24 protein-coding genes and 1 riboswitch are annotated in these 25,912 nt (G+C 51.1%); of the genes, 9 read left to right on the forward strand and 15 right to left on the reverse strand.

Going from position 1 to position 25,912, the window contains the following annotated elements:
• Positions 1 to 6: 6 nt before the first annotated feature.
• Positions 7 to 1,167, reverse strand: a complete 1,161-nt coding sequence (gene liaF / locus AC0YOB_RS30095; protein WP_475795923.1) for a cell wall-active antibiotics response protein LiaF — start codon at positions 1,165 to 1,167, stop codon at positions 7 to 9.
• Between the two features lie 254 nt (positions 1,168 to 1,421).
• Between liaF and AC0YOB_RS30100 the strand changes: the two genes are divergently transcribed.
• Positions 1,422 to 2,717, forward strand: a complete 1,296-nt coding sequence (locus AC0YOB_RS30100; protein ID WP_475795924.1) for an ammonium transporter — start codon at positions 1,422 to 1,424, stop codon at positions 2,715 to 2,717.
• Between the two features lie 42 nt (positions 2,718 to 2,759).
• Here AC0YOB_RS30100 and AC0YOB_RS30105 read toward each other — a convergent pair whose 3' ends face one another.
• The 7 genes from AC0YOB_RS30105 to AC0YOB_RS30135 all read right to left on the reverse strand — a co-directional run bounded on the left by AC0YOB_RS30105 (position 2,760) and on the right by AC0YOB_RS30135 (position 9,760).
• The gene (locus AC0YOB_RS30105) at positions 2,760 to 3,137 is read right to left on the reverse strand and encodes a hypothetical protein (RefSeq protein WP_210038457.1); all 378 of its coding nucleotides are present in this window, start codon (positions 3,135 to 3,137) and stop codon (positions 2,760 to 2,762) included.
• Positions 3,138 to 3,236: 99 nt separating this feature from the next.
• Positions 3,237 to 4,637: a methyl-accepting chemotaxis protein gene (locus AC0YOB_RS30110; RefSeq protein ID WP_475795925.1), complete on the reverse strand. Its 1,401-nt coding sequence runs from the start codon at positions 4,635 to 4,637 to the stop codon at positions 3,237 to 3,239.
• 127 nt (positions 4,638 to 4,764) lie between these two features.
• A complete protein-coding gene (locus AC0YOB_RS30115) occupies positions 4,765 to 4,905 on the reverse strand; it encodes a hypothetical protein (protein ID WP_210038455.1) in 141 nt (46 codons plus the stop codon).
• A gap of 64 nt (positions 4,906 to 4,969) precedes the next feature.
• Positions 4,970 to 5,515, reverse strand: a complete 546-nt coding sequence (locus AC0YOB_RS30120) for an RNA polymerase sigma factor (protein WP_379113962.1) — start codon at positions 5,513 to 5,515, stop codon at positions 4,970 to 4,972.
• Between the two features lie 121 nt (positions 5,516 to 5,636).
• Complete coding sequence (locus tag AC0YOB_RS30125) at positions 5,637 to 6,263, reverse strand: 3D domain-containing protein (protein ID WP_475795926.1); 627 nt, start codon at positions 6,261 to 6,263, stop codon at positions 5,637 to 5,639.
• Positions 6,264 to 6,452: 189 nt separating this feature from the next.
• Complete coding sequence (gene thrS, locus AC0YOB_RS30130; protein ID WP_475795927.1) at positions 6,453 to 8,390, reverse strand: threonine--tRNA ligase; 1,938 nt, start codon at positions 8,388 to 8,390, stop codon at positions 6,453 to 6,455.
• Between the two features lie 365 nt (positions 8,391 to 8,755).
• Positions 8,756 to 9,760 carry a putative sporulation protein YtxC gene (locus tag AC0YOB_RS30135; RefSeq protein WP_475795928.1) on the reverse strand — a complete coding sequence of 335 codons (1,005 nt, stop codon included), beginning with the start codon at positions 9,758 to 9,760 and terminating at the stop codon, positions 8,756 to 8,758.
• Between the two features lie 167 nt (positions 9,761 to 9,927).
• On the opposite strand from AC0YOB_RS30135, the gene AC0YOB_RS30140 reads away from it, so the two are divergent.
• Complete coding sequence (locus AC0YOB_RS30140; RefSeq protein ID WP_475795929.1) at positions 9,928 to 11,040, forward strand: GGDEF domain-containing protein; 1,113 nt, start codon at positions 9,928 to 9,930, stop codon at positions 11,038 to 11,040.
• Positions 11,041 to 11,124: 84 nt separating this feature from the next.
• On the opposite strand, the gene mqnC is transcribed toward AC0YOB_RS30140, so the two are convergent.
• From mqnC to metA, 4 genes are all read right to left on the reverse strand, one after another.
• The gene (gene mqnC / locus AC0YOB_RS30145) at positions 11,125 to 12,261 is read right to left on the reverse strand and encodes a cyclic dehypoxanthinyl futalosine synthase (RefSeq protein ID WP_475795930.1); all 1,137 of its coding nucleotides are present in this window, start codon (positions 12,259 to 12,261) and stop codon (positions 11,125 to 11,127) included.
• 205 nt (positions 12,262 to 12,466) lie between these two features.
• A complete protein-coding gene (locus AC0YOB_RS30150; protein ID WP_475795931.1) occupies positions 12,467 to 13,651 on the reverse strand; it encodes an aminotransferase class V-fold PLP-dependent enzyme in 1,185 nt (394 codons plus the stop codon).
• Between the two features lie 8 nt (positions 13,652 to 13,659).
• Entirely contained in the window at positions 13,660 to 14,820 is a 1,161-nt protein-coding gene (locus tag AC0YOB_RS30155) for an aminotransferase class I/II-fold pyridoxal phosphate-dependent enzyme (protein WP_475795932.1), read from the reverse strand.
• Positions 14,821 to 14,860: 40 nt separating this feature from the next.
• Positions 14,861 to 15,778, reverse strand: a complete 918-nt coding sequence (metA, locus tag AC0YOB_RS30160) for a homoserine O-acetyltransferase MetA (RefSeq protein ID WP_475795933.1) — start codon at positions 15,776 to 15,778, stop codon at positions 14,861 to 14,863.
• Between the two features lie 117 nt (positions 15,779 to 15,895).
• Positions 15,896 to 16,003: riboswitch (SAM riboswitch) on the reverse strand.
• Positions 16,004 to 16,470: 467 nt separating this feature from the next.
• Between metA and corA the strand changes: the two genes are divergently transcribed.
• Complete coding sequence (gene corA / locus AC0YOB_RS30165; protein WP_210038446.1) at positions 16,471 to 17,406, forward strand: magnesium/cobalt transporter CorA; 936 nt, start codon at positions 16,471 to 16,473, stop codon at positions 17,404 to 17,406.
• 168 nt (positions 17,407 to 17,574) lie between these two features.
• On the opposite strand, the gene AC0YOB_RS30170 is transcribed toward corA, so the two are convergent.
• A complete protein-coding gene (locus AC0YOB_RS30170; protein WP_475795934.1) occupies positions 17,575 to 18,870 on the reverse strand; it encodes an MFS transporter in 1,296 nt (431 codons plus the stop codon).
• A 193-nt stretch (positions 18,871 to 19,063) separates the two neighbouring features.
• Between AC0YOB_RS30170 and AC0YOB_RS30175 the strand changes: the two genes are divergently transcribed.
• The 4 genes from AC0YOB_RS30175 to AC0YOB_RS30190 all read left to right on the forward strand — a co-directional run bounded on the left by AC0YOB_RS30175 (position 19,064) and on the right by AC0YOB_RS30190 (position 22,887).
• Positions 19,064 to 19,966, forward strand: a complete 903-nt coding sequence (locus tag AC0YOB_RS30175) for a LysR family transcriptional regulator (RefSeq protein WP_210038444.1) — start codon at positions 19,064 to 19,066, stop codon at positions 19,964 to 19,966.
• Positions 19,967 to 19,978: 12 nt separating this feature from the next.
• Positions 19,979 to 20,788: a histidinol-phosphatase gene (locus AC0YOB_RS30180; RefSeq protein WP_475795935.1), complete on the forward strand. Its 810-nt coding sequence runs from the start codon at positions 19,979 to 19,981 to the stop codon at positions 20,786 to 20,788.
• 196 nt (positions 20,789 to 20,984) lie between these two features.
• A complete protein-coding gene (locus AC0YOB_RS30185; RefSeq protein WP_210038442.1) occupies positions 20,985 to 21,935 on the forward strand; it encodes a cation diffusion facilitator family transporter in 951 nt (316 codons plus the stop codon).
• 37 nt (positions 21,936 to 21,972) lie between these two features.
• Entirely contained in the window at positions 21,973 to 22,887 is a 915-nt protein-coding gene (locus AC0YOB_RS30190; RefSeq protein ID WP_475795936.1) for an EamA family transporter, read from the forward strand.
• A gap of 16 nt (positions 22,888 to 22,903) precedes the next feature.
• Here the strand turns inward: AC0YOB_RS30190 and AC0YOB_RS30195 are convergent, their stop codons facing one another.
• A complete protein-coding gene (locus tag AC0YOB_RS30195; protein ID WP_475795937.1) occupies positions 22,904 to 23,740 on the reverse strand; it encodes a DUF695 domain-containing protein in 837 nt (278 codons plus the stop codon).
• Positions 23,741 to 24,016: 276 nt separating this feature from the next.
• Here AC0YOB_RS30195 and AC0YOB_RS30200 point away from each other — a divergent pair, with 276 nt between their 5' ends.
• The gene (locus tag AC0YOB_RS30200; RefSeq protein ID WP_379113961.1) at positions 24,017 to 24,325 is read left to right on the forward strand and encodes a winged helix-turn-helix transcriptional regulator; all 309 of its coding nucleotides are present in this window, start codon (positions 24,017 to 24,019) and stop codon (positions 24,323 to 24,325) included.
• 79 nt (positions 24,326 to 24,404) lie between these two features.
• Entirely contained in the window at positions 24,405 to 24,683 is a 279-nt protein-coding gene (locus AC0YOB_RS30205; protein WP_475795938.1) for an ArsR/SmtB family transcription factor, read from the forward strand.
• Positions 24,684 to 24,749: 66 nt separating this feature from the next.
• Here AC0YOB_RS30205 and AC0YOB_RS30210 read toward each other — a convergent pair whose 3' ends face one another.
• Positions 24,750 to 25,853: a citrate/2-methylcitrate synthase gene (locus AC0YOB_RS30210; RefSeq protein WP_475795939.1), complete on the reverse strand. Its 1,104-nt coding sequence runs from the start codon at positions 25,851 to 25,853 to the stop codon at positions 24,750 to 24,752.
• Between the last annotated feature and the right edge of the window lie 59 nt (positions 25,854 to 25,912).

Consider the following 25,912-nt stretch of genomic DNA (forward strand, 5'->3'; position numbering starts at 1 on the left):
GCGGAATCAACCTACCTTTGTCACGCGAACATCACCGATAAAGGTGCTGACGACAAGCTTGATTTTTTTATCTGTTTCCTGGAAATACGCCGTTTCTACATTCATATTTTTAAAAATCCCTCCCTCTTTGCGGTCGAGCACGGCAACGTCCCCGATAAAAGCGCTCGAGATCACATTGCAGCCGACTTCAAAATCATTGGGCAAAAACACCTTTACATCGCCAATAAATGAAGAAATATTGATTTTGGTTACACCGAACGGGATCTGCGCTTTGGTCAGGTCCAACACCGTATCCCCGATAAAATGGGAGATATTCATCGGCTTTAATTCCCAGTAATCCTGCCCGACATATATATCTCCGATAAAACCGGAGCGATTCTGCGCATTCGGATCCTGATTCCACCACTCAACCCGGTCATGCCGCTCGCTGTCCCGTCCGTGATGACGATGGACCCGATGGGCGCGATGCTCCATTCGCTCGCGCAGCCGTTCGGCTTTCCTCGCCCACCGCTCCATCTTCTCATGGTAATACTGCTGTTCATGCGGATTCCTGGGCCTCTCATAATCTCTGCCAGGATCGGTGCCAGGATCGGTGCCAGGCTCGCTGCCGGGGTTGGCGCCGGTACCGCTCTGCGCATCCGGGCCGAAGGGATCGGGCGGCGTCTGCCCCTGCTGCGGGGCTGGATTCTTGGTTAGATCAAATGTGGACTTCGGCTCGGCCGGCTTGGTCGGATCCGGATGAAGCGGCGGCGCGGGAGGAACCGGCCGATCGCTTGGCGGGTAATTATAGGCTTTCCAGTCATCCGGCGGGGTCGGCTTCTCCTTTGGCTTGGGCTTCACAATGAGCCGGATGCCGACCAGTATGATCACGAAGGGAACCGCGTAGCGGATCAATTCTCCCATCGACCAATTGAACCAGTTCAGATTCCGCCCGAGGAAGACAAAACCGACGATCATAATAATAGCGCCGCCCCAGGATCCCCCGCCGCTCGTCCGGTGCTTCACCAGCTCCTGCAAACCAAAAATCAGCAGCAGGACGGGCCAGAAAACTTTGAAAACATCCCCTAGATCAAAGTTCACGACGCCGCCTTGATCAAGCAGCAGCGCTATCCCGATGACTACAATGAACAGTCCCCACATCATACGGCCTAAAAAATTTCCATTCATGAGCACCTTCAGCTCCAATCGCTATTCTCAAGTTTGTATACCCAGTATAACGTAAGGTTTTTATCGCTAAAAGGGTCTCCCGATTGAAGCTTCACTACGACCAGAGACCGAGACCTGTTTGAGGAGCGAAAGCTATGTGTGATCTCTCATCACTTCCTGCGTTGACATGATTGACACGGCGCTTATATAATGATGAACGGACCAGGAGTTAGAGATAAAACCTTACATGAAATTTATAGACAGGAGATGAACGTATGGATGTGGCCACACTGTCCACGGGGCTTGACACCATTTGGGTGGTCCTGACGGCGGCCATGATACTGCTTATGGAGGGCGGCTTCGCTTTGCTTGAGGCCGGGTTTGTCAGGCAGAAAAATGCAGTCAGCATTATAATGAAAGTATTCGTCGACATTACGTTCGGCGCCTTAATTTTTTATTTTATCGGCTTCGCACTCATGTATGGCAAAGATGCTGGCGGCTTCATCGGCACCACCGGATTCATGCTGGGCGGGGACCTGTCCCACATCAGCCTGAATATTACCCATGATACATACTGGCTGTTTCAATGCGCATTTGTTATCGCGGTCATTTCCATTGTATCCGGGGCAGTAGCGGAACGAATCCATTTTCGGGCCTATATCTTATATACCATTGCAATGACCGGTCTGATTTATCCGCTGGCCGGACACTGGGTATGGTCCGTTGGCGGATGGCTGGGCAAGCTCGGTATGATCGATTTTGCAGGCTCAGCCGTCATTCACGCGCTTGGCGGCTTTTCGGCTCTGGCTGCTGCGATTTTCATCGGTCCGCGAATCGGCAAATTCACAGCGGACGGCAAAAGCAATATTGTTCCCCCGTCCAATTTGCCGCTGGCTTCCGTAGGCGCCTTTATCCTCTGGTTCGGCTGGTTCGGCTTTAATTCCGGCAGCACCTTGAGCGCCACCAACGGCTCCATCGGGCATATCGCCGTCACTACGATGCTGGCAGCCTCCGCAGGCGGCGCGGCCTGTATCTTGTTCACCATGTTCCGCTATAAGAAAGCCGACCCTCCCATGGTGATCAATGGTTCCCTGGCAGGTCTTGTCGGGATTACGGCTGGCTGCTCCTTCGTGTCCGACCAGGCCGCTATCCTCATCGGAGCATTTTGCGGCGTCATGATGGTGCTGGCTACTGAATTTCTGGAAAGCAGACGGGTTGACGATCCCGTTGGGGCATTTGCTGTTCACGGAATCAGCGGAAGTCTGGGTGCGCTTGCCGTCGGCCTGTTTGCCAAGCCGGAGCTGACCAAAGGAATCGGCCAGGAATATTACGGGCTGTTCTATGGAGGCGGCTGGCATTTGCTTGGCGTTCAAGCTCTTGGACTGGCCATCATCAGCCTATGGGGCTTTGCCCTGACCTGGGGTTCTCTCTGGCTGATCAAACGGGTTATGCCGGTGCGCGTCTCCAAGGATGAAGAACTGATCGGCCTCGATGTCGGCATCCATGGTGTTCCAGCCTATAATCAGGACCATGACTTCCTCGACCTGGAGCTTCTCAAAGCCAGAAAATAGATATGAAGTCAAAGAATAAGCCGCCCCGGACCGGGACGGCTTTTAATTCATTTCATCGGCTAATTCATCGGAAACGGCAATAATATCGGACGTACCGGAGCTTCTGAGAATTGAACGGGCATTCTCCACTTCAATACGAAGGGCACGAACCTTTTCCATTGGTTTTTTCACATAATGAATGTATTCTACTGCAAGATGATGATCCGGCTTCTTGCCGGAAAGCAGCCTGCGCAGAGTCGACATCGACTGATACGAACGTTCTTCGATCAAACGGCGTTTTTCATAACGCTCGACCATCTGCTCGATTTCGGCGATTTCTTGTTCTTTTTTTGAGATATAGGCTTCCAGAAACGGAATGACCTCCGCAGCCTTGCGATGCTTCAACCGGGATGGCGAGGTGGAAACAATCGGATCAGTCATGAGAATTCTCCTATCTCTGCATGTTATCAATTGTCACACCATTAATAGTACACGATTGACTGCTATTTGAAAACCCTTTTCATGCACAATTCGTGTCCATTATTTGACTCCGACGTCAGCTCCAATCACTCCCAGTACCTGGCCATGATCCGAAACAACCGGGACCGAGACCGTCAAGCATGGCTTCTTCGTAATAGCCGAAATATAGACCTCAGAGGTATAAACATTCCCCTCCATAGCACGTCTCCACCATTCACGTCCTTTGGCATTGAGCAATCCCGCTTCCGGCATCGAGAAGATAAAAGCACCGTCGCCGCGGTTGGACCATATTGCCTCAATCCCGGAATCCCGCTGCATGAGCTGCGTTAATTTCGCCTGATGGCTGTTCTCATCCACGATGAACCCAGAATCCTTCGCCAGCAAAGCCAACTGATCGATAATCCCGCTTACGCTCTCGGGTATAATAGCCGTCTTGCTCTTGAATCCGACCTTCTGCACGGCGTGCGAGAAAGCATCCGATGACCGCCCCAGATTCACCCGGACATGATTCAATTTGCCGATCTGGCGGCGCTGCTGATGCGTCAGCTCCAATGTTTCATCCACGTTGCCCATCGTATGATTGACCGCATCCACGACTTCCTTGAGCATTGATGTGGTATGTGTCATATGCTCCGTCTGCCGCCTGCTCGCAATGCTGCTCCTGCCAATCAGCGTATCCACCTCCTGGATCCGGGTAAAAACATAATCCATCCGTTCCTTGGTCTGCGCCATTTCCAGAATGCCGCGCTCAACCGCCGATTTTTCCAAATCAACGGAAATGACAACCTGACGAACCCCGCTCTCGATTTCCTGGACCAGCCCGCTTGAACGCCTCACCGCCTCATGGCTCTGCTCCGCCAGCTTCTTGATCTGCTGGGCTACAACAGCAAACCCCCGGCCGTATTCTCCGGCATGCGCCGCTTCGATGGAAGCGTTAAGCGCAAGCAGCGAGGTTTGGGAAACGATTTCCTGAATGAACTCATTGATTTCATTAATGCGCGAGGTTTGTTCAATCAAATCACGGATATGCCTATCCACTGCCCTATTGTACGTATGTAAATCAGTCATAACCTGATCTGTATTCGTAAGCAGACGGCGAGCCTGCAGCACATCTTCATTGGCAGACTTGCTTTGCCGGTCAAGCTGCTCCGCCGTTTCACTGATATGCTCAGCCGAGGCTGCCACTTCCTGCAGCGTGGAGAAGGTCTCTTCAATCCGTTCCATGGCTTTAATGCCGGCCTCACGCAGCTGACCTTCGGTCTCTGCCGATTGATCCGCAATTTGAGTCAACTCGCCTATGGATTGATTTACTTCCTCAACCGCTGCCGTAAGCTGGTCCGAAATGACTATTGATTCGTTAATTAATTGCTCCATAACTTCACTTTCCTGATTCTGCTGCAAAGGCAAAGTCAAGCTCTCAGCCTCTGCCCCGCGTGACCAAAGGCGCTGCAAACGATTCATTCAGGTAACCACCCTCAGAGGAAATATGTCAGAATTAGTAACATTATAATGCAGCACTTGGCAAAAAGAAAGAGGAACCTTGTCGGCTCCTCTTGTCATGACCGTAGTCATTTATTTATAAACAGTGTTATTTCTGTGCATTTTGTGAAGCTGACTTGTTGAGCGTATTCGCAGTATTTGCTGCAGCCGCTGAATTGTTATCTTGGGCAAACTCCGAGTTGAATTGGTTGGAGGCTGCCTTTGTTTTGTTGTTTTTGTTTTTCGCCATTGTACTCACCCCCCGTACGCCTTTAGTATGGCATAGCGGAAAGTCATTTATGTAACCAAAAACTTCACATTCCCTGGGCGTCAGACTGCTTGTCCAGCTTCTTGAGCTGCAGCTTGCTGCGATGGATTCTGGCCTTTACCGTCCCTAGCGGCACGTTCATCGCATCGGCGATTTCCTGGTCTTTGAATCCGTAATAAAACTTGTAAAGCAGCATAGTACGGGAGCGGGGGTCCAGCAATGCCAGCAGCTCGGAAATTTCAAATTGCAGTCCCGCTTCATCCTGATAGCCCGCTTGCGCCTGTTCTTCCTGCGCTTCAGTCCAGCCGTAGCCTTGGGAGCGCTTTGCCTGTCTGTTGATATTAATCGCCGCGTTGGCCGTAATCGTTTTGGCCCAGGAATAAAGTTTGCTTTGTTCCCGCAGAGTATCCTGCTTCGTCAGAATGCTTACCCAAGCTTCCTGGACGGCATCCTGGGCGTCTGATTTATTAATAACTTTGGAATAGGCCACTCGAATCATTTGGTTATATAGTTCCCGCAGTCGATCTTCAACCTGCTCAAGGTCAAGATCCTTCTCTCCATCATCTTCTAAAAAATGGTAATTAATACCCACAGGTAACCGCCCCGCTTATTTTGATGATAGCGTTTACAGCCATAATATCATATTTTTCCAATAAAAAAAAGAAGGCGATTCAACAAATTTCAAGTTTGTTGAACAACCCTCTACATATTTTTCAAGATTCCAAAAGAGCTGCCGGTATAGGTCCTTCTGCAGTAACCGACTTATTTAAGGACCTCAGCCATGATTCCGACACTTTTCCGTCACCCTGCTTGATAACCTGCACTTCAACGGTCCGTTTGCCCCATTGCTTGTACACCTGCTTACGGGTCTCAAAATATAAATCGATTTTATGACCCTTGATCGCTGAACCCGTATCTGCTACTACGCCATAGCCGTAACCCGGAACATAAAGCAGGGTCCCGATAGGAAAAACCTTGGGATCCGCCGCAATGGTCGAAACGATATCCCGTCTCACCTTAACTCCGGAATACGTGATTCCGTACAAGGGATGGCCCGGCTTTTTCCCAGTCGATTCGACGCCTGCTGTATAACCGGTTGCGACCACCTTAATATGTTTCCTTGCCTGAGTCTTCTTATTGGCTTCTTTCACCTTGCGGGCAGGTTTCTCCTGATCCATAACCGCGTTTGCAAGGTTTAACGGCTTGATAACTTCAACAGCAGGAGCATCGGCTGTCTCCTTCTTGCTGGACGTGCTGTTTCCCGAAATCGTTGTTACAATTACCGCCCCTGCAAGTAAAGCTGCGAGCAGGAAACGGAAGATGGGCATGCTTGTCTTCATTTGGATGTAGTCCCCCCTATGAGGAGGTTACCCATATAGAGCAAGCTTTATTCACGATTCTATCAATTGGAAGATAGTTTAATAGAGAGGAAGAATTTCACATCGCCGTCGATTAAGCTCGGATAAGTCCATTTCTTCCCCTCCAAAACAGGCAGTTCCGCCGTAAAGTCCAGCAATTGCTGCTGATTTCTATATCTGCTTGGCGCTGATTTCTTCCTGAAGCAAGGAGATCAGTTCTGACACCGGTCTGGCTCCGATATCGCCTTCGCCGCGTTTACGCACCGATACTGTGCCCGACTGCGCTTCGTTATCGCCGACAACAAGCATATAAGGAGCTTTCTCCAGCTGCGCCTCGCGTATTTTATAGCCCAGCTTCTCATTGCGCAGATCGGATTCCACACGGATTCCTGAAGCGCGAAGCTTCTCTTCAACCTCCCGTGCATAGCTCTCATAAGCCGTGGAGACCGGAAGGATTTTGGCTTGCACCGGAGATAGCCAGAGCGGCAGCGCCCCCGCAAAATTCTCCAGCAGGAAAGCGGTCATCCGCTCCATCGTGCTGATAATCCCCCTGTGTATAACGACCGGCCGGTGTTTCTTGCCGTCATCTCCGACATATTCGAGCTCGAAGCGCTCCGGCAGCAGGAAGTCGAGCTGTGCAGTGGACAACGTCTCTTCCTTGCCCAGCGCCGTTTTGATCTGGACATCCAGCTTGGGGCCGTAGAATGCGGCTTCTCCTTCGGCTTCGAAGAAAGATAACTCCAGCTCCTCGGCAACCTCGCGCAGCATTCGCTGGGACATTTCCCACATCTCGTCATTTGGAAAATATTTCTCTGTGTCCTTCGGATCACGGTAGGATAACCGGAAACGGTAATCTTTGATGCCGAAATCTTCGTATACCTGGCGGATCAGCTTGATAACACGGCCGAATTCCTCTTTGATTTGATCGGGACGGCAGAAAATATGCGCGTCATTCAACGTCATGGCACGCACGCGGTGAAGCCCCGTCAGCGCCCCTGACATCTCATAACGGTGCATCGTGCCAAGCTCTGCCACACGAACAGGCAGATCCCGGTAGGAGCGCATTTCGCTTTTGAAAACCATCATATGATGCGGGCAGTTCATGGGACGAAGAACAAGCTCCTCGTTATCCATTATCATTTTGGGGAACATGTCCTCGCTGTAATGCTCCCAGTGGCCGCTCGTCTTGTACAACTCCACATTAGCCAGCACCGGCGTATAGACATGCTGGTAGCCAAGGCGTTCTTCGAGATCGACGATGTAGCGTTCCATGGTACGTCTTACAGTCGCGCCGTTGGGAAGCCAAAGCGGCAGTCCCTGACCCACCTCTCGCGAGAAGGTGAACATTTTCAGCTCGCGGCCGAGCTTGCGGTGATCGCGTTTCTTGGCTTCTTCAAGAAAGTGAAGATGCTCGTCCAGCTGCGCTTTTTTGGGAAACGCGGTGCCGTATATACGCTGCAGCATTTTGTTCTTGGAATCCCCGCGCCAGTAGGCTCCTGCCACGCTCAGCAGTTTGAAAGCCTTGATGCGGCCGGTCGACGGCAGATGCGGACCTCGGCACAGGTCGAAGAACTCGCCCTGATCATAAATCGTCAGCTCTGCTTCAACGGGCAGATCGCGGATAAGCTCAAGCTTCAGCGGATCATCCAGCTCCGTAAAAATCGCGATTGCCTCCTCGCGGCTGACAACACGGCGGCGGATAGGCAGATTTTCCTGCACGATCTTTTCCATTTCCTTCTCGATCTTAACCAGGTCCTCCGGAGTGAGGGATTGCTCCAGATCAATATCGTAATAGAACCCATCCTCGATTACCGGTCCGATGCCAAGCTTGACTTCTGTCCTGCCGTACAGGCGCTTGATCGCCTGGGCCATCAAATGCGCTGTGCTGTGGCGGTATACTTCAAGTCCGTCCGCAGTCTCAAGCGTCACGATCTCAAGCGATGCATCCTCTTCAAGCGGCGTGTATACATCGACCACCTTGCCGTTGACCTTACCGGCAATGGCGTTCTTCTTAAGACCGCTGCTAATGGAGCCGGCCACATCCTCAACCGTAGTTCCCCCGTCATACTCCCGTACATTCCCATCGGGAAATTTCACTTGAATCGACATCTTCAACCTCCTGCAGATATGTTGTATGGTGGAATGCAGACAACAAAAAAAGCACACATCCCGTAAAAGGGACGAGTGCCTGTCAGACCCGTGGTTCCACCCTGGTTCAATTGACGCAAGGGCCATATATGCGCCTTGGAGCCAATCCTTGTGAGCGTTCGGTAACGGGAACGAAACCGGCGCAGCTTACTACCGTCTGTAACGGCTTCAACTGGGCAGCTAAAAAGGGGTATATCCGCCAACGCAGGCGTGAGGGGCTTGCAGCCTGATGGTCCCTCTCTCTGGAACGTGCGTATTGTGAGGCAGATACATGTCTTTCTCAAAGCTTTATATGCAAACATTATAATCCGAGCTTTGCGCAGCGGTCAAGTCCATTTGCGTTTGGCGGTAATCATCCGCGGGGCCGAGACCGGTTCATGCTGCTGGAGATCATGAAACTGCTCGAAATAAAAGGTGCAGCTTGTGCATTCCACACAAAGCTGAACGCGCTGTTCAAAAATCGTCTCCAGCGTCCGCATAACCTGAAGCTCCGGCTGCCTGGTATGAATGACGATATTCTCCGGCGATATCGTGATCAATGTGCTTACAATCATATCCTCCATATTCATTTCCGTTTCCAGCATCTCTGCAACAATCCGGTCAGCCGGCACCGCTTCGAGCATTTGAAATTCCTCGTTATAGAGGACGAATTCCGTTCCGCCCTTATGGACAACATGAACGATCGGCAGCTTTACCTCCTGCATGCGAACGAAATATTTCAATAAAGAGATAAATTCCTGATACTGCTTATCCATGACGTACTCATCGACTGCGAAGGCCGCGATTTCCCTGAGCTCCTCCCAATAGGAAGCAAGACGGAAGGTGACATATCCATCCAGATGGATGCGGGTATTGCTGCCCAGGAACTCTTCGAGCTCGGCAGCAACTTTATTTTTCCGGCGGTCCCGGTCGACCCGCAGCATCTCCAGATCCGCACTGACAGCTTCATGGGAGCTGGACTCTCCCCCAAATAGCAGATTTTTGCAGTACTGCTCCACCGATTCAATTTCACGGGGCTCTTCATAATGAAATTGCTTCCGGATGATCGAATGGAGCAGCGTCGGCTCCATCTCGGTCAATATATACCGGGCAAAAGCGTTTGCCGCCCGGCGGTAAACAAGTGGGCCGTGCAAAGCAAGGTTGAAATCCTTCATTTCCGCACTGCAGGTTATGGCTCCATATTGAAGATCCGGGGTGCAATGTATGATCACATATTCGCCGCCGGATCCGGCATTGTTATGTAAATCGAGGAATTCTTCCTGCAAATATTCGCGCAGCCGTCCAAGCGCTTCGCCTGAAGCCGACATCAGAGATACGGTGAACAATTCCATAGGCTCACTCCTACATATTTTTACGTGTTTTTTCTTCTTATATCAGTATATGGTCCTGCCAGAGCATATATACGATGCATCGAGTGGGTAAATGGTTAGGGATTGGAAAGAATGAGTATTCGTGGTATATTGAGTTTTGAACGAAGCTGGCCGCTGGAGTGAATATCATGGATTATGAATCGCTGGATTATAACCGTTACCGCTGGAATCGCATGCTTCTTAGCGGATTCTGGTTCATTTTGTTGTTCTCTATTTTTCTGGAATGCTTGTATTTAACGATAACGGAGATTTCATCCCGGGAATTTATTCTCAAATATATGGTGAGGCCCACCGTTTTTCAATTATCGACGCTTCTGCTTGCCGAAACGGGACTCCGGGCATTAAAAGGCAAGTATCAGGATTATATTCTAATCATCACCTCGTCTTTATTGGCCTACATTATTGTTTACATCCACAACTCCATTAACTATTTGCTGCTCGGACTTTTCCTGCCTGTCATGGTTTCCATATTCTACTTCCATCCCAAAAAAATGATTTTTGCCTACGTTATAACAATGGCTTCGGTTTACCTGATGTATTGGACCAATAATTTCATGAATCATGACATTACGCTGGTTGGCTTGGTAACGATTACAGTCATGTTCTCCTGCTTCTCACTGGTCGGCTGGGGCGTTATCCGCCGCGGGCGCGAGCTGATCAGCCATTTGAAGTCCTCCTTCGAATCCAATCAGGAGCTTCTCGTCAAGACTATCTGGATGGATAAGCTGGCCAAAACCGATGCGTTAACCGAGCTGTACAATCACATGACATTTCATGAGTATTTTGAAAAGCTGATTGAACAGCATGAGGATAACGGCTTGCCGCTTCAGCTGGCATTGATTGATATTGATAATTTCAAGCATGTCAATGATACGTATGGACATCGCGCCGGTGATGTCGTACTGCAAAGGGTAGCCAAACTAATCAGCAGCAAAGCCTATCAGAACGACTTTGTGGCCCGTTACGGCGGAGAGGAATTCGCCATCTTGTTTACGGACAAGCCCATGGCTGAAGCCCTTGAAATGGTGGATAAAATCAGGCTGGAGATTTCCCGGCTGTCTCACGAATCGCTGGGAGGCAAACCCGTAACAGTCAGCATCGGAGTGGGAGAATATTCGGCCAGCGACGGCAAGGAACGGTTCTTCAACCGGGTGGATGCCGCGCTGTACAAAGCCAAGAACTCCGGTAAGAACAAGACTGTTATTGCAGCAGCAGATTTAGCTGAAACGCAGCTTGCGTAAAACAGGAAGAAGCTCCCTGCAGTGCGATGGATAGATCGCTTTGCAGGGAGCTTCTTTATATTTTAATATTGAAAGCCAAAGTCTTTAGTTCTGCATAATAAAATCATGCTCGACCCCATCCGACTCTTGATACATCTTCAATATTTCATATTTCGTGTTACGCTGTGCTGGAATCTTGCCCGATTCGCGGATAAGCCGGAGAATGGACTCGATGTTGACTTTGTGGGTCGTTCCCGCGGCAGAGACAACATTCTCTTCGATCATCGTGCTGCCAAAATCGTTGCAGCCGTATTGCAGAGAAAGCTTGCCTACATCAGGTCCCATTGTAACCCATGAGGATTGGAAATTATCAATATTATCCAAGGTGATCCGGCTGATCGCCAGTGTCTTCAAATATTCCTCAGGCGTTGCTTTCTCACGCTTCATATTCGTGTTCTCAGGCTGGAAGGTCCATGGAATAAAGGCCAGAAAGCCGCGCGAGTCATAGCCGTTCGCAATACATTCATCCTGCGCTTCGCGCACCCGCAGAAGGTGAAGCGCCCGCTCCTCCATCTCTTCCCCGAACCCGATCACCATCGTTGCGGTCGTGTTCATCCCGATGCGGTGAGCCGTCTTCATCACGTCCATCCAATCGGTCCAGGAGCCCTTAAGCCGGCTGATCTTGCGGCGCGTGCGGTCATCGAGAATCTCGCCGCCACCGCCCGGCAGCGAATCGAGCCCCGCCGCATTCAGCTCGCGCATGGTCTCTTCCATCGTTAAGCCGCCTGAAATTTCGCGCATTTTATGAATCTCTGCGGGAGAGAAGGAATGCATCGTGATGCCCGGGAAATGCACCTTGATTTTGCGCAGCAGATCCAGGTAATAGGAGAAAGGCAAGGTCGGATTCACACCGCCCTGCATCAGAATTTCAGTTCCGCCCACATCCATGGTTTCCTGGATTTTCTGGAGAATCGTCTCATCGGGAAGAACATAGCCTTCCGGCGATCCGGGAGCGCGGTAAAAGGCGCAAAAGCGGCAGTACACATCACACACATTCGTATAGTTGATGTTGCGTCCCACAACAAAAGTCGTGATGGGCTCCGGGTGACGGCGCTCCATCAAAATGTTGGCGGCATGCCCCATTTTTTCAATTTCATCGGACTCAAACAATGTCACGCAATCTTCCAGTCCAACCCGTTCGCCCTGCAGCGCTTTTTCCAATATACGATCTATATTTTGCATTCTGCGAAATACCTCCTTTATTATCAATACCGTACGCTATAAGTCCTGCCTATCATTCATATTAACATAAAGCGTACAAACGCGTCATTAACCGCAGCTTTAAGCAAAAGCATGCCTGAATGCCGAAAAACGCGGCTGGTCCGTCAGGACTGCCGCGTATCGTCCATTATCATGTTTTCCGGTATTTATGCGCAAATATGTCTAATTATTGACGCAGCGCCTGATCAAGATCGGCAATCAGGTCGTCTATGTCTTCCAGACCGACGGAATACCGGAGCAAGCCGTCCGTGATGCCTCGCTCATGACGCACCTCGCGCGGCATAGCCGCATGGGACATCATCGCCGGATACGACAGAATGCTTTCAACCGCACCAAGACTGACCGCCACGATCGGCAGCTTCACGCGGCTCAGCACCGCCTTCGCCCGGTCGCCATCGCCAACGTCGAAGGACACCACCGCGCCATAACCGAGCGACTGCTTCTCGTGAATCTCCCGTCCCGGATGATTCTCAAGACCCGGGTAGAACACTTGTACGACACCATCGTTCTGAAGGAGCCAGGAGGCCAGTTTGCGCGCGCTCTTCTCACTGTGCTCCATCCGCGCCTGCAAGGTCTTCATCCCGCGAATAAGCAGCCAGGATTCCTGCGCGCCGAGCACAGTGCCCAGACCGTTCTGCAGCTGTTTGAGCCTGCGGCCAAGGCTTTCGTTAGCAGCTACGGCCAGACCGGCCAACACATCGCTATGACCGCCGAGGAATTTTGTCGCACTGTGCAGCACAATATCCACTCCAAGCTCAATAGGCCGCTGATGATAAGGGGTCATAAACGTATTATCGAGCATGGTCAGCAGATTGCGCTGCTTGGCCCATGCGGTGATCTCCGCAATATCGGTGATTTTGAGCGTCGGATTCGACGGCGTTTCCATGAACACCGCTTTCGTGTTCGGCTTTAGTGCCGACTTCACCTCTTCAAAACGGGTCATGTCCACAAAGGTCGATTCAATTCCAAGCCGGTCAAGAATGGTTGTAAGCAGACGATAAGTCCCGCCGTATACATCCTCTGTGACAATAACATGATCCCCGCTTGAGAGAAGGAGAAAGGCCGTGGAGATGGCTGCCATTCCGCTGGAGAAAGCAAAGCCGCGCTCTCCGCCCTCCAAAAGCGCAATATAATCCTCAAGCGCCTGCCGGGTCGGGTTGCCTGAGCGGCTGTAATCATAATCCGGCGGGTTAAAAATATCGTGGTGATGAAAAGTCGACGCCTGGTAAATCGGCACACTGGAGGCTCCTGTATGCTCATCGATCTCTGCGCCGAAGTGAATGAGCTTCGTGGCGAACTGCTTGTCCGTTTTCCTGGCGCCTTTATCCTGCTGCTGTTCCTGTTCTGCCATAAGTATCGTTACTCCTTCCCGATTTCGCGCGCTGCCGCTTCAAGCGCCTGGCCAAGATCCGCAATCAGATCATCGGCATGCTCAATGCCCACCGAGAAGCGCAGCAGCCGGTCGTCAACACCGACCTGACGGCGGATTTCCTCCGGAATATCGGCATGCGTCTGCACAGCCGGATATGTCATCAATGATTCCACGCCGCCGAGGCTTTCCGCGAAAGCAATCAGCTTGATATGGCGGAGAATCGGCTCGACATACCTGGCATCCTTCAAACGGAAGGAGAAAATCCCGGTATTGCCCGAGGCTTGACGGCTCTGGATATCGTGGCCCGGATGATGGGAGAGGCCCGGGTAGTAGACCTCTTCCACAGCCTCATGCTCATACAGCCAGCCAGCCAGACGGATCGCATTCTCCTGATGGCGCTCCATCCGCAGCGCGAGCGTCTTCATCCCCCTCATGAGCAGCCATGAATCCTGTGCTCCGAGAACGGCTCCGATGGAATTATGCAGGAAGAACATCTGCTCGGACAGCTCCTTGCCTTTGGTGACAATCAGTCCGGCCAGCACGTCATTGTGTCCGCCAAGATATTTGGTCGCGCTGTGAATGACAATATCCGCTCCCAGCTCAATCGGCCGTTGGAAGAAGGGCGTAAGCAGCGTATTGTCCACAATCGTCAGCAACCCCTTGGATTTGGCCCAGGCGCATACCCGTTCAATATCAGTAATCATCATCGTCGGGTTCGTCGGCGTTTCGATCAGAACCGCTTTCGTACTCGGCGTATAATGCTGGGACAGCGCATCAATATCGTTCGTGTCCACATAAGAAGCCGTCACGCCAAAACGGCTCATGATCCGCTCCAGCAGACGGTAGGTGCCCCCGTACAGATCCAGCGACACCAGCAGATGATCGCCTTGGCTGAACATCGCGAATACCGTTTGCAGCGCGGCCATGCCGGTGCTGCAGGCGAATCCGGCATCTCCGGATTCCAGCTCTGCCGCGGCATCCTCGAGCACCTTGCGCGTCGGGCTCTTCGTCCTTGCGTAATCGAACCCCGTGCTTTGGCCAAGCTGCGGATGACGGAAAGCGGTGGCTTGATAAATCGGGAAGCTCACCGCTCCGGTAACCGGCTCACTTTGGGAACCTATCTGGGCTAATCGGCTTTCAATTTTCATCGTAGGATAAGCTCCTTTTCAGCTCGTATAATGGTATGTTTTAGATGCCTGCTCCCAAATCGTAGGGCGTTTGCTGGTACACGTAATAGTTCAACCAGTTCGAGAACAGCAGGTTCGCATGCGCCCGCCAGCTGGAAAGCGGTATTAATGAAGGATCATTGTTTGGAAAATAGTTTTGCGGAACATCGATCCGCAGCCCCTTGGCCTGATCGCGGTCATATTCCCATTTCAGCGTCAGAGGATCGTATTCGGAATGACCCGTTACGAAGATCTGTCTTTTGTCCTTGGAAGCCACGAGGTAAACGCCGGAATCGGGAGACGAAGACAGAATTTCAAGGTCGGCTATCGGTTCGATATCTTCCCGGCGAAACTCGGTGTGGCGCGATTGCGGCACGTAGAACTGTTCGTCGAAGCCTCTGAGCAGCGGAACATTGCGCTTCTCGAGCGTGTGCGGGTAAACGCCGAATATCTTTTTGTCCAGGTCATACTTCGGCACGCCGTAGTGGTGGTACAATCCAGCCTGAGCGCCCCAACAGATGTGCAGGGTCGATGTGACCCTGCGGGCGCTCCAGTCCATAATATCCTTGAGCTCTTCCCAGTACGTCACTTCTTCAAACGGCAGATGCTCTATGGGTGCGCCGGTAATGATCATTCCGTCATAATATTCGTGGGAAATATCGTCGAACGATTTATAGAAGCTTTCCAAATGCTCCGCCGAGGTATTCTTCGACGTATGCGTTCTCGGGTTAAGCAGTACCGCTTCAACCTGCAGCGGGGTATTGCCGATCAGACGAAGCAGCTGCGTTTCGGTCGTTTCCTTGGTAGGCATCAGGTTCAATATGGCGATCCGCAGCGGCCGGATGTCCTGATGGAAGGCGGTGCTTTCATCCATTACGAAAATGTTCTCACCCGACAAAATGTCTTTGGCAGGTAAATGATCAGGTACTTTGATTGGCATCTTCTCGTTCACTCCTCATGTTGCGGGTTCCTTTAATCGCCTCGCCGGGCAGGCGGGAAACGAAAAAAGCCCCGCTCTGGTGTCAGAGTAGGGGCATAAAAAATATCGTTCATGCGCCTCTCATCTGTCAGAAACAAAATGTTTCCGCAAGAATTAGCACCGTGCGTATAAACGCCGGTTGCCGGGCTTCATCGGGCTAGTCCCTCCGCCTGCTCTTGATAAGAAAGCTTGCTATTTAATTATCGGTCGACTTATGTTTACTTTAAATCATTCCCTTATTCCCGTCAAGTATGAGTAAAATAACAGGCAGGCTGTGATGTTCACCCCATGAGGTATCAGCGCATAAATTACAGTATCATGCGGCCCGCCTAGTTTCTTCTTGAATGGAAAGACACTGTCAGAGTATACTAGACAAGGATTGCATGATTAAATCCCAAATGGATTCCAAAAAGGGGTGTTGACGCATATGGAAGGCGACCCGAGGCCTGCGGGCAACCGCATTGATTACCGGTACTGGAACTTAGCGCATGTCTGCTTACGATACAGCCGTCCATATCGTTCAACGCCGTCCTTCCTGATACAGGTTCGGTCTGCATCGCTATGGTCAGCGTAACGTATTGATAAATGCCTCCCTCCATTCTACCGGCATCCGGGAAAAACCATCATTAAGGAAAGAGAGGAGAGGGATGCGGATGAAAATCCGTCTGGTTAATCAGGGCATTTTTACGACAATTGAGGATATTCATACTGCCACTATTCCGCCCACTGAGGGCTTTTACTGGATTGACGCGGACGTCGACGATCTGGCTGTGCTGCAGCCGATATTCGCCCTCCACGACCTGGCCGTCGAGGATTGCCTCAGCGAGGAAGAGCAGCGGCCGAAGATTGAAATTCATGAGGGCCATTATTTCATCGTGATCAACAGCATCCGGTTTGATGACGAGGAGATCTTTCTCAGAGCCTTGAACATCTTCCTCGGACGGCATTATATTATTACGGTGACCAAGCAAAAAATCAACGAGCTGCGCACTTTAAAGCCGATTCTGTGGGAAGAGGAAGTCGGCAGACCGGACAGATTCCTCTACCATCTGGTCGATCTTGTCGTTGACAATTATTTCCTGGTCGGCGACCGGATTGAAGCGCGCATTGAAAGCCTGGAAGAAGATATCCTCATGCATACGAAGAAATCCCATCTGACTGAAATCATCGGTCTGCGAAGTGAAATTTTGTGGCTGAAAAAGGTGCTGGGTCCGCAGAAGGACGTCATCTTCACGCTCAACAAAAAGGATCTGAAGCTGATCGACGATCAGCTGCAGAAATATTTCAGCGATATCTATGAGAATGCGGTCAAAATCGCCGAGACCTTCGAGACCTATCGCGACCTCATGGGCAACTTGCGCGAGGCTTATCAATCCAGTCTGGCCAACCGCGCCAATGAAATCATGCGCGTATTTACGGCACTGACCACGATCTTTATGCCTCTTACCTTCATAACCGGTATATACGGAATGAATTTTGATTATATTCCCGGCCTGCATCTGCATGGCGGCTCCTATATTTTGCTCTTTATCATGCTGTTTCTCGGCTGCGGGATGTTCTATATTTTCCGCAAGAAGGATTGGCTGTGACTGTAAGCGGGAGCTTCGAATAACAACAAAAATAACGTCCCCCTCTACCGGGAAAGACGTTATTTTTTTGCTGTTTTGGACTAATCGAATGTCCCTAATCCAGGCAGAATCCCGCTGCGCGTACAAAACCAGTCTTCCGCCCGCTCCGAAGGGCAATAACGGGAATTTTCACAATGCAATCGTGCTTCCTCCGTCATCCACATCATTAGCCAGCGATTCGCGCGCTCCCTTCTCCAGATCCACTCTGGCCAGAAGTACGATGCCGATGACGAAGAAGGCGACAAGCGATAGTATCGCCAGCCTGCTGGAGCCGGTAATGGTTCCCACAATGGAGAAAATCAGCGGGCCCATGACCGAAGAGAATTTGCTGGACAGACTGAGGAAGCCGAAAAATTCCGCGGTCCGGGATGGCGGCACCAGATTGGCATAGATGCTCCGGGCAATCGCCTGGCTTCCTCCCTGCACAAGCCCAACCATGAATGCCAAGATATAGAAATGCACCGCATTGGTCATAAAGAAGCCCAGAACCACAATCAGAATATAGATCATCAGGGACATGTTCAAGGATCGCTTGGTTCCAAGACGCGCCGCCGCTCTGATAAACAGCAGCGTACTTGGATAGCCTACAAATTGGGTAATCAGCAGCGCAATAATCAAGTGAGTAGTCTCGATGCCGATGCCGCTGCCGTATATGGTAGCCATGACAATAACCGTGTTAATGCCGTCGTTAAAAAACCAGAATGCCAGCATATACTTGAGGAGCTCAGGGAATTTTCTGGCTGACCTCAAGGTTTGGCCAATGCGCACAAATCCGTTTCTGACCGCATGGCCCGCTCCGCTCGAGGCCCCCTTGGCCTGCTCTTTGACATTCCTCATAAGTGGGATGGAGAATAACAGCCACCAGATGCCGACTGTTGCAAATGCTGCCTGGGTGCCCGTTGTTTTATCCGCAAACCCGAGCATTTCCCAGCCTTCGATCATCACAATATTCAGCGCCAGCAGAAGCCCCCCGCCCAAATAGCCGGCAGCGTATCCTTTGGAGCTGATCGCAGCGCGTTCCTGCGGCGGCGCGATATCCGTGATCAGGCCGTCATAGAAAGTATTTCCCGCCGAATAGCCAATCGTTCCGATCACAACAAGCACGGATGCGAGCAGCCAATCTCCTTCGCCGATGAAAGCCATAGCTCCGCATGAGATTGCTCCTATAACAGCAAAGAAGGACAGGAACCGTACCTTCATGCCAGAGTAGTCTGCGATTGCGCCCATGATGGGCGAGAGCACCGCGACACAGATCATCGCGATTGTCTGGGTATATCCCCAATAATTTTCGGCCGTATTGCCCGTCAGCCCTGATCCTGCGACGGTGTTATAGAACACGGGCATCACCGCGGCCATTATCGTCGTCGCAAAAGCGGAATTCGCCCAGTCATACATCAGCCATCCGCGAACCACTTTACGATTCATCTGCTTTTCGCTCCTTCTTCTAGGCACCGCTTCTGATCGGCACCATATCTCTGCTCAACCTTTCGACAGGCACCACATGATTCCTTCTTAAAGTTTTTGCAAAGGGCTGCATGGTCTTTTGCCGTATTCCCGCTTTTCATTTATAATAGTACGATAAGTGATAAAAATCTTTAATCGACAAAGGAGGGTTTCCGTGAACATCAGCCAGCTTGAGACCTTGCTTACCATCTCCAAGACCATGAGCTTCCGCAAAGCCGGAGAATTGCTCAATTTGACGCAGCCGGCCGTTTCCGCACAGGTCAAGAGCCTGGAGGACGAGTTCAAGACCGTGCTGATTGACCGGAACCAGCCTGTCACCCTGACAGACCGCGGGCAGGTATTCCTGGAGCATGCTTCGCGCATTTTATCCATTGTCGAGGAGCTGAAACAGAAGCTCTCCGACCTGAATGAGACGCCGCAGGGGCATATTCTGCTCGGGACGACCTCCTCGATCGCGATTCAAATCCTGCCGCGCGTTTTGTCTTATTTTCAAGATCAATTTCCGCTGATTAAAACAACCATTCATTCCATGCCTTCCGCACAGGTCATGACCAGTGTGGAGAACGGCTCCGTTGATCTGGGCATTACTTATTTGTCCGAACGAAATCCCAATGTCGAAACTTCGGTCTTATATTATGATACGTACGATCTCGTCGTGTCGCCCGAGCATCCGCTAAGCGGCTTGAAGCACATGCCTGTTGAAGCGCTCAAGGACATTCCGATGATTATGCTGTCGCCAGACACGCTGGGAAGACGTTTTCTGGATAAAATATTCCGCAAATTCAATATCGAGCCCAACATCGTGATGGAGCTGTCCAGCAGCGAAGAGGTCAAACGCATGGTTGAAATCAATCTGGGAGCCGCTGTCGTCTCCAAGCTGTCCATCGCCAATGAAGTCAGACTGGGAACCCTGAAACGAATCAGTGTAAACGAACTCGACATGAGCCATCCCGTCGGTGTCGTCTTCAAATCCGGACGTTATCTCAATTCCGCCATGCAGCAGTTTCTCAGCGACTTGAAAGGCATGCCCGAGGATCAATTTATTAGCAGCGAATAGGAGATGTGAACGATGAAATTCGATCTACATACGCATCATTACCGGTGCGGCCATGCCGACGGGGATATCGAATCGTATATCAAGGCCGGTATTACGGTAGGACTCCAGGTTATCGGCATATCCGACCATTCCCCTTACTTTGCCAGCGAACAGGATCAACCGCATCCTGGAATCGCCATGGCCAAAAGTGATCTGCTCAACTATATCAATGAAGTTCTCCGGCTCAAAGCCAAATACGAAGGCAAAATCGATGTGCTGCTGGGAATGGAATCCGACTTCTATCCCGAATCCATCAACTTGTACCGCAGCATGTACGAGCCGCATCCCTTCGACTATATTATCGGCTCCGTCCACCATACGCGGGGAATCAGCATTTTTAACCGCAACCGGTGGAAAGGCATGTCGAAAAGCAAGAAAATCGACGAAAAGCGCGAATATTACAATCTGATCTCCCAGTCGGCGCGCAGCGGAGCCTTCCAGGTGCTGGGGCATATTGATGCCATGAAAGGCTATTATCCAGCCTTCTCCGAAATTGAAGCAGAGGATGCGATTGACGACACGCTGAGGATTATTGCGCAGAACAACGTGGCCATTGAGATCAATACTTCAGGCAAGACCAAGGACGTCGGCGGCTGGTATCCTTCGGATGCCATACTGGAGCGGGCCCTGCATTTCGGCGTCCAGGTGACCTTCGGATCGGATGCGCATGTTCCAAGCCGGGTAGGCGACGATTGGGAGCTTGTGCGAAGACAGCTGAAGGAGATTGGTTTCCGGGAATGGGTGTATTACAGGCAGAAGCAGCCGGTTGTTGTGCCTCTATAACGGTTATATCCGCCCGGGTGGACACAATATCATTATTCGAAAACTGGAGCATAACAAAAAAAGTGGACCTGCCAGCGGCAGGTCCCATGTTATATATAAGTAAAAGGGGGTCTTGTTTATTATAATAGCCCAGGAATGTAAAAGGACGATAACAGAATCATTTCATTTGTGTAACAAATGATTAGGGGTGAACGACATGCATGATTATCACCATCTTCGCCACGCCAAGGAACAGGAAACGTCCAAGCGTACGCTTTGGATCACACTCTGGATTACACTTTTCTTCACGATCGTGGAAATTACCGGAGGCGTGCTGAGCCATTCTCTTGCGCTTCTGTCTGATTCGGCGCATATGATATCGGATGTAATAGCACTTGGTTTGAGCATGACCGCAATCTATCTGTCGCGGCGTCCATCCAATTCCAAATTCACCTTCGGGTATCTGCGATTCGAGATCATTGCCTCGTTCCTGAACGGACTGGCGCTAGCCGTGATCGCAGTCGGCATATTTATTGAAGGCATCCGGCGCTTTATCGAGCCCGTTGCCATCAACTTCCAAATGATGCTGATCATTGCGGTCATCGGATTAATCGTCAATATCGTACTGACGGTGGTGCTTAGCCGCAGCATGAAGGAAGAAGATAATTTAAATATTCAAAGCGCATTGTGGCATTTCATCGGCGATTTGCTCAGCTCGGTCGGCGTGATCCTGTCGGCTGTCCTGATTTATTTTACAAATTGGTACATAGCGGATCCTATCATCAGCGTGGTCATCGGCGGCATTATATTCGCCGGAGGGTATCGGATTATCCGCCAGTCGTATTTGATCCTTATGGAATCGGTGCCGGAGAAATTCGACCTTGAAGAAATGCGGAGCAGCCTGCTCACCATTGACGGCATTGAAGATGTGCACGAGATGCATCTGTGGGCGATTTCGACGGACCATTATTCACTCACCGCACATGTGTTCATCCCCAAGCACTCACAGCCGTTCTATGTCATTTTGGCCATTAACGAGCTGCTGCGGGGCAAATACGGCATTACCCATTCAACCATTCAAACCGAGCATGCCTCCATACTCCCTCATGGGGAATACGGACAAGAATTTCTCAGGCAGCATGCCGAACAAAAGCCGGATAGCCCGTAATACCTGAACAACCTCTTTGAAAGAAGGATGAATTCTCATGTGGTTTGCAGCAGCTGTCGGCAGCGCAATATTATTCGGCCTTGCGGGCTGGTGGATGAAGGTATCCCAGATGCGAAGAGGCTCCTCCACGTATCTGCTTCTGGGACTGTATATCTCCGGAACGGCAGGCTTCGGTCTGCATGCAGCAGTAGAGCAAAACCTGGCCGCTTCCTTGACGGACGTCAGGGTGTGGACCGCGGGACTGTTGATTGGGGCAGGCTCCGCTTTTGGCAACGTGCTGTTTATGAAAGCGCTGGAATACGGGCCGGCCAGCCTGACTTCCCCTTTGACCAATATGAATATCGTTCTCGTTGTCGCGCTCGGAACCTTTATCTACAATGAGCCGTTTCAGGGAACGGAATTCACGGGGGTTCTGCTTCTGCTGCTTGCCGTCGTATTGGTTTCGATCCGCGGCAGAGAGAAACTGTCCGTGAAACAAAAGAAGTGGTTCCTCTATGTGGGTGTGAGCATCGTATTATTTGCTGTTCGCAACGGGGGACTTAAAGTCACGGAGGGATTGGGTCTTGCAGGCGCACCGGTCCTGTTCGTTTCCTATGCGCTGTCTATTCTGTGGTTCGCATATGCTGCGCTCCTGGAGCAGAGACGGGTTCAGTCCCCTGCCGCAATATCAGCGCCAGCGGCAGCCGCGCGCGCACTGGCGGATTCTTCGAGAGGCTCATCGCGGACGGGGCTGCTTTGGGGGCTGGTTGCCGGCTTATTCTCATACGGCGGCCTGCAGTTGTATGCAGTCGCGCTGCAAACCGGACAAGCGAACATTGCCGGGCCAATCTTCGCCGCCAACAGTCTTGTCGTGGCAGCCGGCTCCATTGTTCTGTACCGGGAAAGGCTGACTGCTCTGCAGTGGACGGCGTTTGCCTTTATGTTCGCGGGGCTGATTCTGATTCGGGTATAAACCGGCGCCGAGGCGCTTATTGACGCCTGGAATCGCTTTTCTTAAAAATCAGCGACTGTATAGAGTCGATAAATTTGCGGATCTGGTACCGGAACCGTTTGACCGTCGTCAGCTTCATCACGGAGCCCCAGCCGTCGTATCGCCCTCCATTGCCGGACATCAGCCTGTAGAGTTCTCTGACTCTGTCGTTGACCGTATCCAGGCGGACATCCTCGAATTTGCTGATGACGAGCGGATAGGGGTATCCGTTATCCGGGCTGCCTTCCTTTTCCCTTTCAATCCGGTATCCAAGCTCCTCGAGCATAGTCTCCATCTCGCGTCTGTCCTCGTCCTCACGGAATAACAGCCAGTGATAGACATGTCTGGGCTCTCTGATATTATCCCCTTTATGGATGAGGGCGTAGATCATCTGGGCGTTATGTACAAATAATTCCTCCAGCGGGTCAGGAAGCATGTAGGAATAGAACGTCCACTGCGGGTCTTCTTTTATATAGTGCTGGGCTCTGAATTCCCATTGATCTTTCATCCAATCCCGGATTACGCTGCTGCTGATCCGGCCCTTCTGCGCATAATAATAAAATTCCAGACGGGTCGATACATTAATTCTCCCGACATAAATGGCATCCGCGCTATCGTTTAGCCAATGCTCCAGCTTGCCTTCCAATTGCTCCAGCTGTTTGACGAATTCGCCCTTCGAACGGTTATGTTCCCGTACCGGATATAAATTTATAGTAATGGAAAGCAGATCCTCGAACTCAGCCAACGGGGCGGAATTTTTATAGCCCGTGTTGACCAGGACACGCATCTGCTCCGATTCTGATCGGCGTTCATAAAATCCCCAGTTGTCTGTCATACTGCAGCACCTCGAAAATTGAAATTTGCATAGAATGAGTACAGCCTAGTGCTCATCCCTCATTATAACGGTTTTCCGGCCATAACCAAGCATTTTTGCAGGTTTCTTTGATTTATTTAACGTCCGGGTGACATATGGAATCAAATAGTGCTATAATTGATACTAACTATAATATAGTTCATATTCATTGTATAGCAATTAAGATCAGTTAGAAAATCTGCTCTCTTTTGCGACGTCATGTGCTACAATAGAACTAACAAGAGGGGTGATTGAACTGTGGATTATTCCAAAATGTGTCCAAAATACGAGCATGCGGCAGAAATGCTTGGCAAGAAATGGACAGGTATGATTGTTCGGGTTCTGCTCGGCGGTCCCAAACGCTTCAAAGCCATTAAAGAACAAATTCCAGATATGAGCGACAAGATGCTGACGGATCGGATGAAAGAACTGGAGCATTGTCAAATCATCAAACGCAACGTTTACCCGGAAATGCCTGTCCGGATTGAATATGAGTTAACCGAAAAAGGACGCGGTCTTGAACCTGTTATCCAATCGATTCAGGATTGGGGAGAGCATTGGTATTAAAACTGCCCGGACAACGGGCGGTTTTTTTTATCTATATATAATTAAAAGTCGTACAAGACACGAGGAAAGGAAGATCAGCATGATGACATTGACAGAGCAGCAGTTTACGCGGATATCCCGCGCCTTGGCTGAGCCACGGCGCTATCAGATGCTTAGGGAGATCGGGGCCAGCGGCGACCCGCTGCCCTGCAGCATCCTGCATGAAACCCATCCCGTGAGCGCCGCAACGATCTCTCACCATGTGAAAGAACTGGAGACGGCTGGCTTGGTCCAGACGATTCGCACAGGCAAATTCATGAGCCTCATTGTCCAGCGTGATGTTCTGAGAGCCTACCTGGAGCAGCTATCGAACATTTAAATATAAAACAGACAAAAATCCCGGAACCTCTGCAGGGACTTCCGGGATTTTTGTTTATGTGATTATTTAAGTGGGCATGGGCCCTGCATAGTTGGATTGTGGACGAAAAATCCGGTTATTCCCGGATTGCTCCAGAACATGGGCCGTCCACCCTACCACCCGCGCGGCCGTAAAAGTAGGCGTGAAGAGCAGATCCGGCATTTGCAGCGAACGCATGAGCGCAGCAGCGTAAAATTCAACATTTGTATATAACCCTCGTCCCGGCTTATATTCAGCCAGCAGCCTGATGGCGGTTTCTTCCGTGTATAAGGCCAGGTCGAACCATTCATCGATACCCGCCATCGCGCCAGTCACCTCCCGTAGCGCTTCGGCTCTTGGGTCAAGCCTCCTGTAGATCCGGTGACCGAACCCCATCAGCCGCTCGCCCTGCTCCAGCATATTCCGGATGACAGGCTCTGCCTGGGGCTTGGAACCCACCCTCTCGAGCAGCTTGATAACTCCCGAAGGCGCTCCGCCGTGCAGAGGTCCTTTCATGGCGCCAATTGCAGCGCTTACGGCCGAGTAAATATCCGATTCTGTGGATGCGACAACACGGGCGGCAAATGTCGAGGCATTTAACCCGTGCTCCATTGCCAGGATCATATAGGCATTCATTGCACGAATATGGGCTGCTGTGGCAGGGCGGCCGAACAAGACATGCAGGTAATAGGCAACATGGTCTTTCTCATCAGCTTCCCCGGGCCATTGTGTGCCCATGATTGAATGATACCGGTAAGCGATCACGGTGGGCAGCAGCGCTGTAATGCGAACTGCCTGACGGAGCCCGGGAGGCCAGCCGGAGCCGTCTTCTTCCGGTGTGAGCGCAGCAACCGCTGACATGACAGTGCTCATGAGTGGAGCCGCTCTGGGTATTGCATCGAGCAGCGTCTTGAGCTCCGGTGTGAGCCGCCTGTCCCTTGCGAACTGTTCTTTACAGTTCGTTAATTCAGCCGCGTCCGGCAGATGGCCCCGCCACAGCAGACAGGCGGCCTCTTCAAACGAATAATGAACGGCCAACTCCTTGGCCCAATAACCCCGATAGACCAGTTGACCTTCCAATCCATTTACATAACTGATCAGAGTATCTGCGGCTACCACATCTTCAAGGCCAGTTACACTTGGCTTTTTCATCACTAATATCCTCCTCGATATCGATTGAGCTTTTACGTTATATCCAGCTTATCAGCATT

The sequence above is a fragment of the Paenibacillus sp. JT31N17 genome, assembly GCF_056269255.1.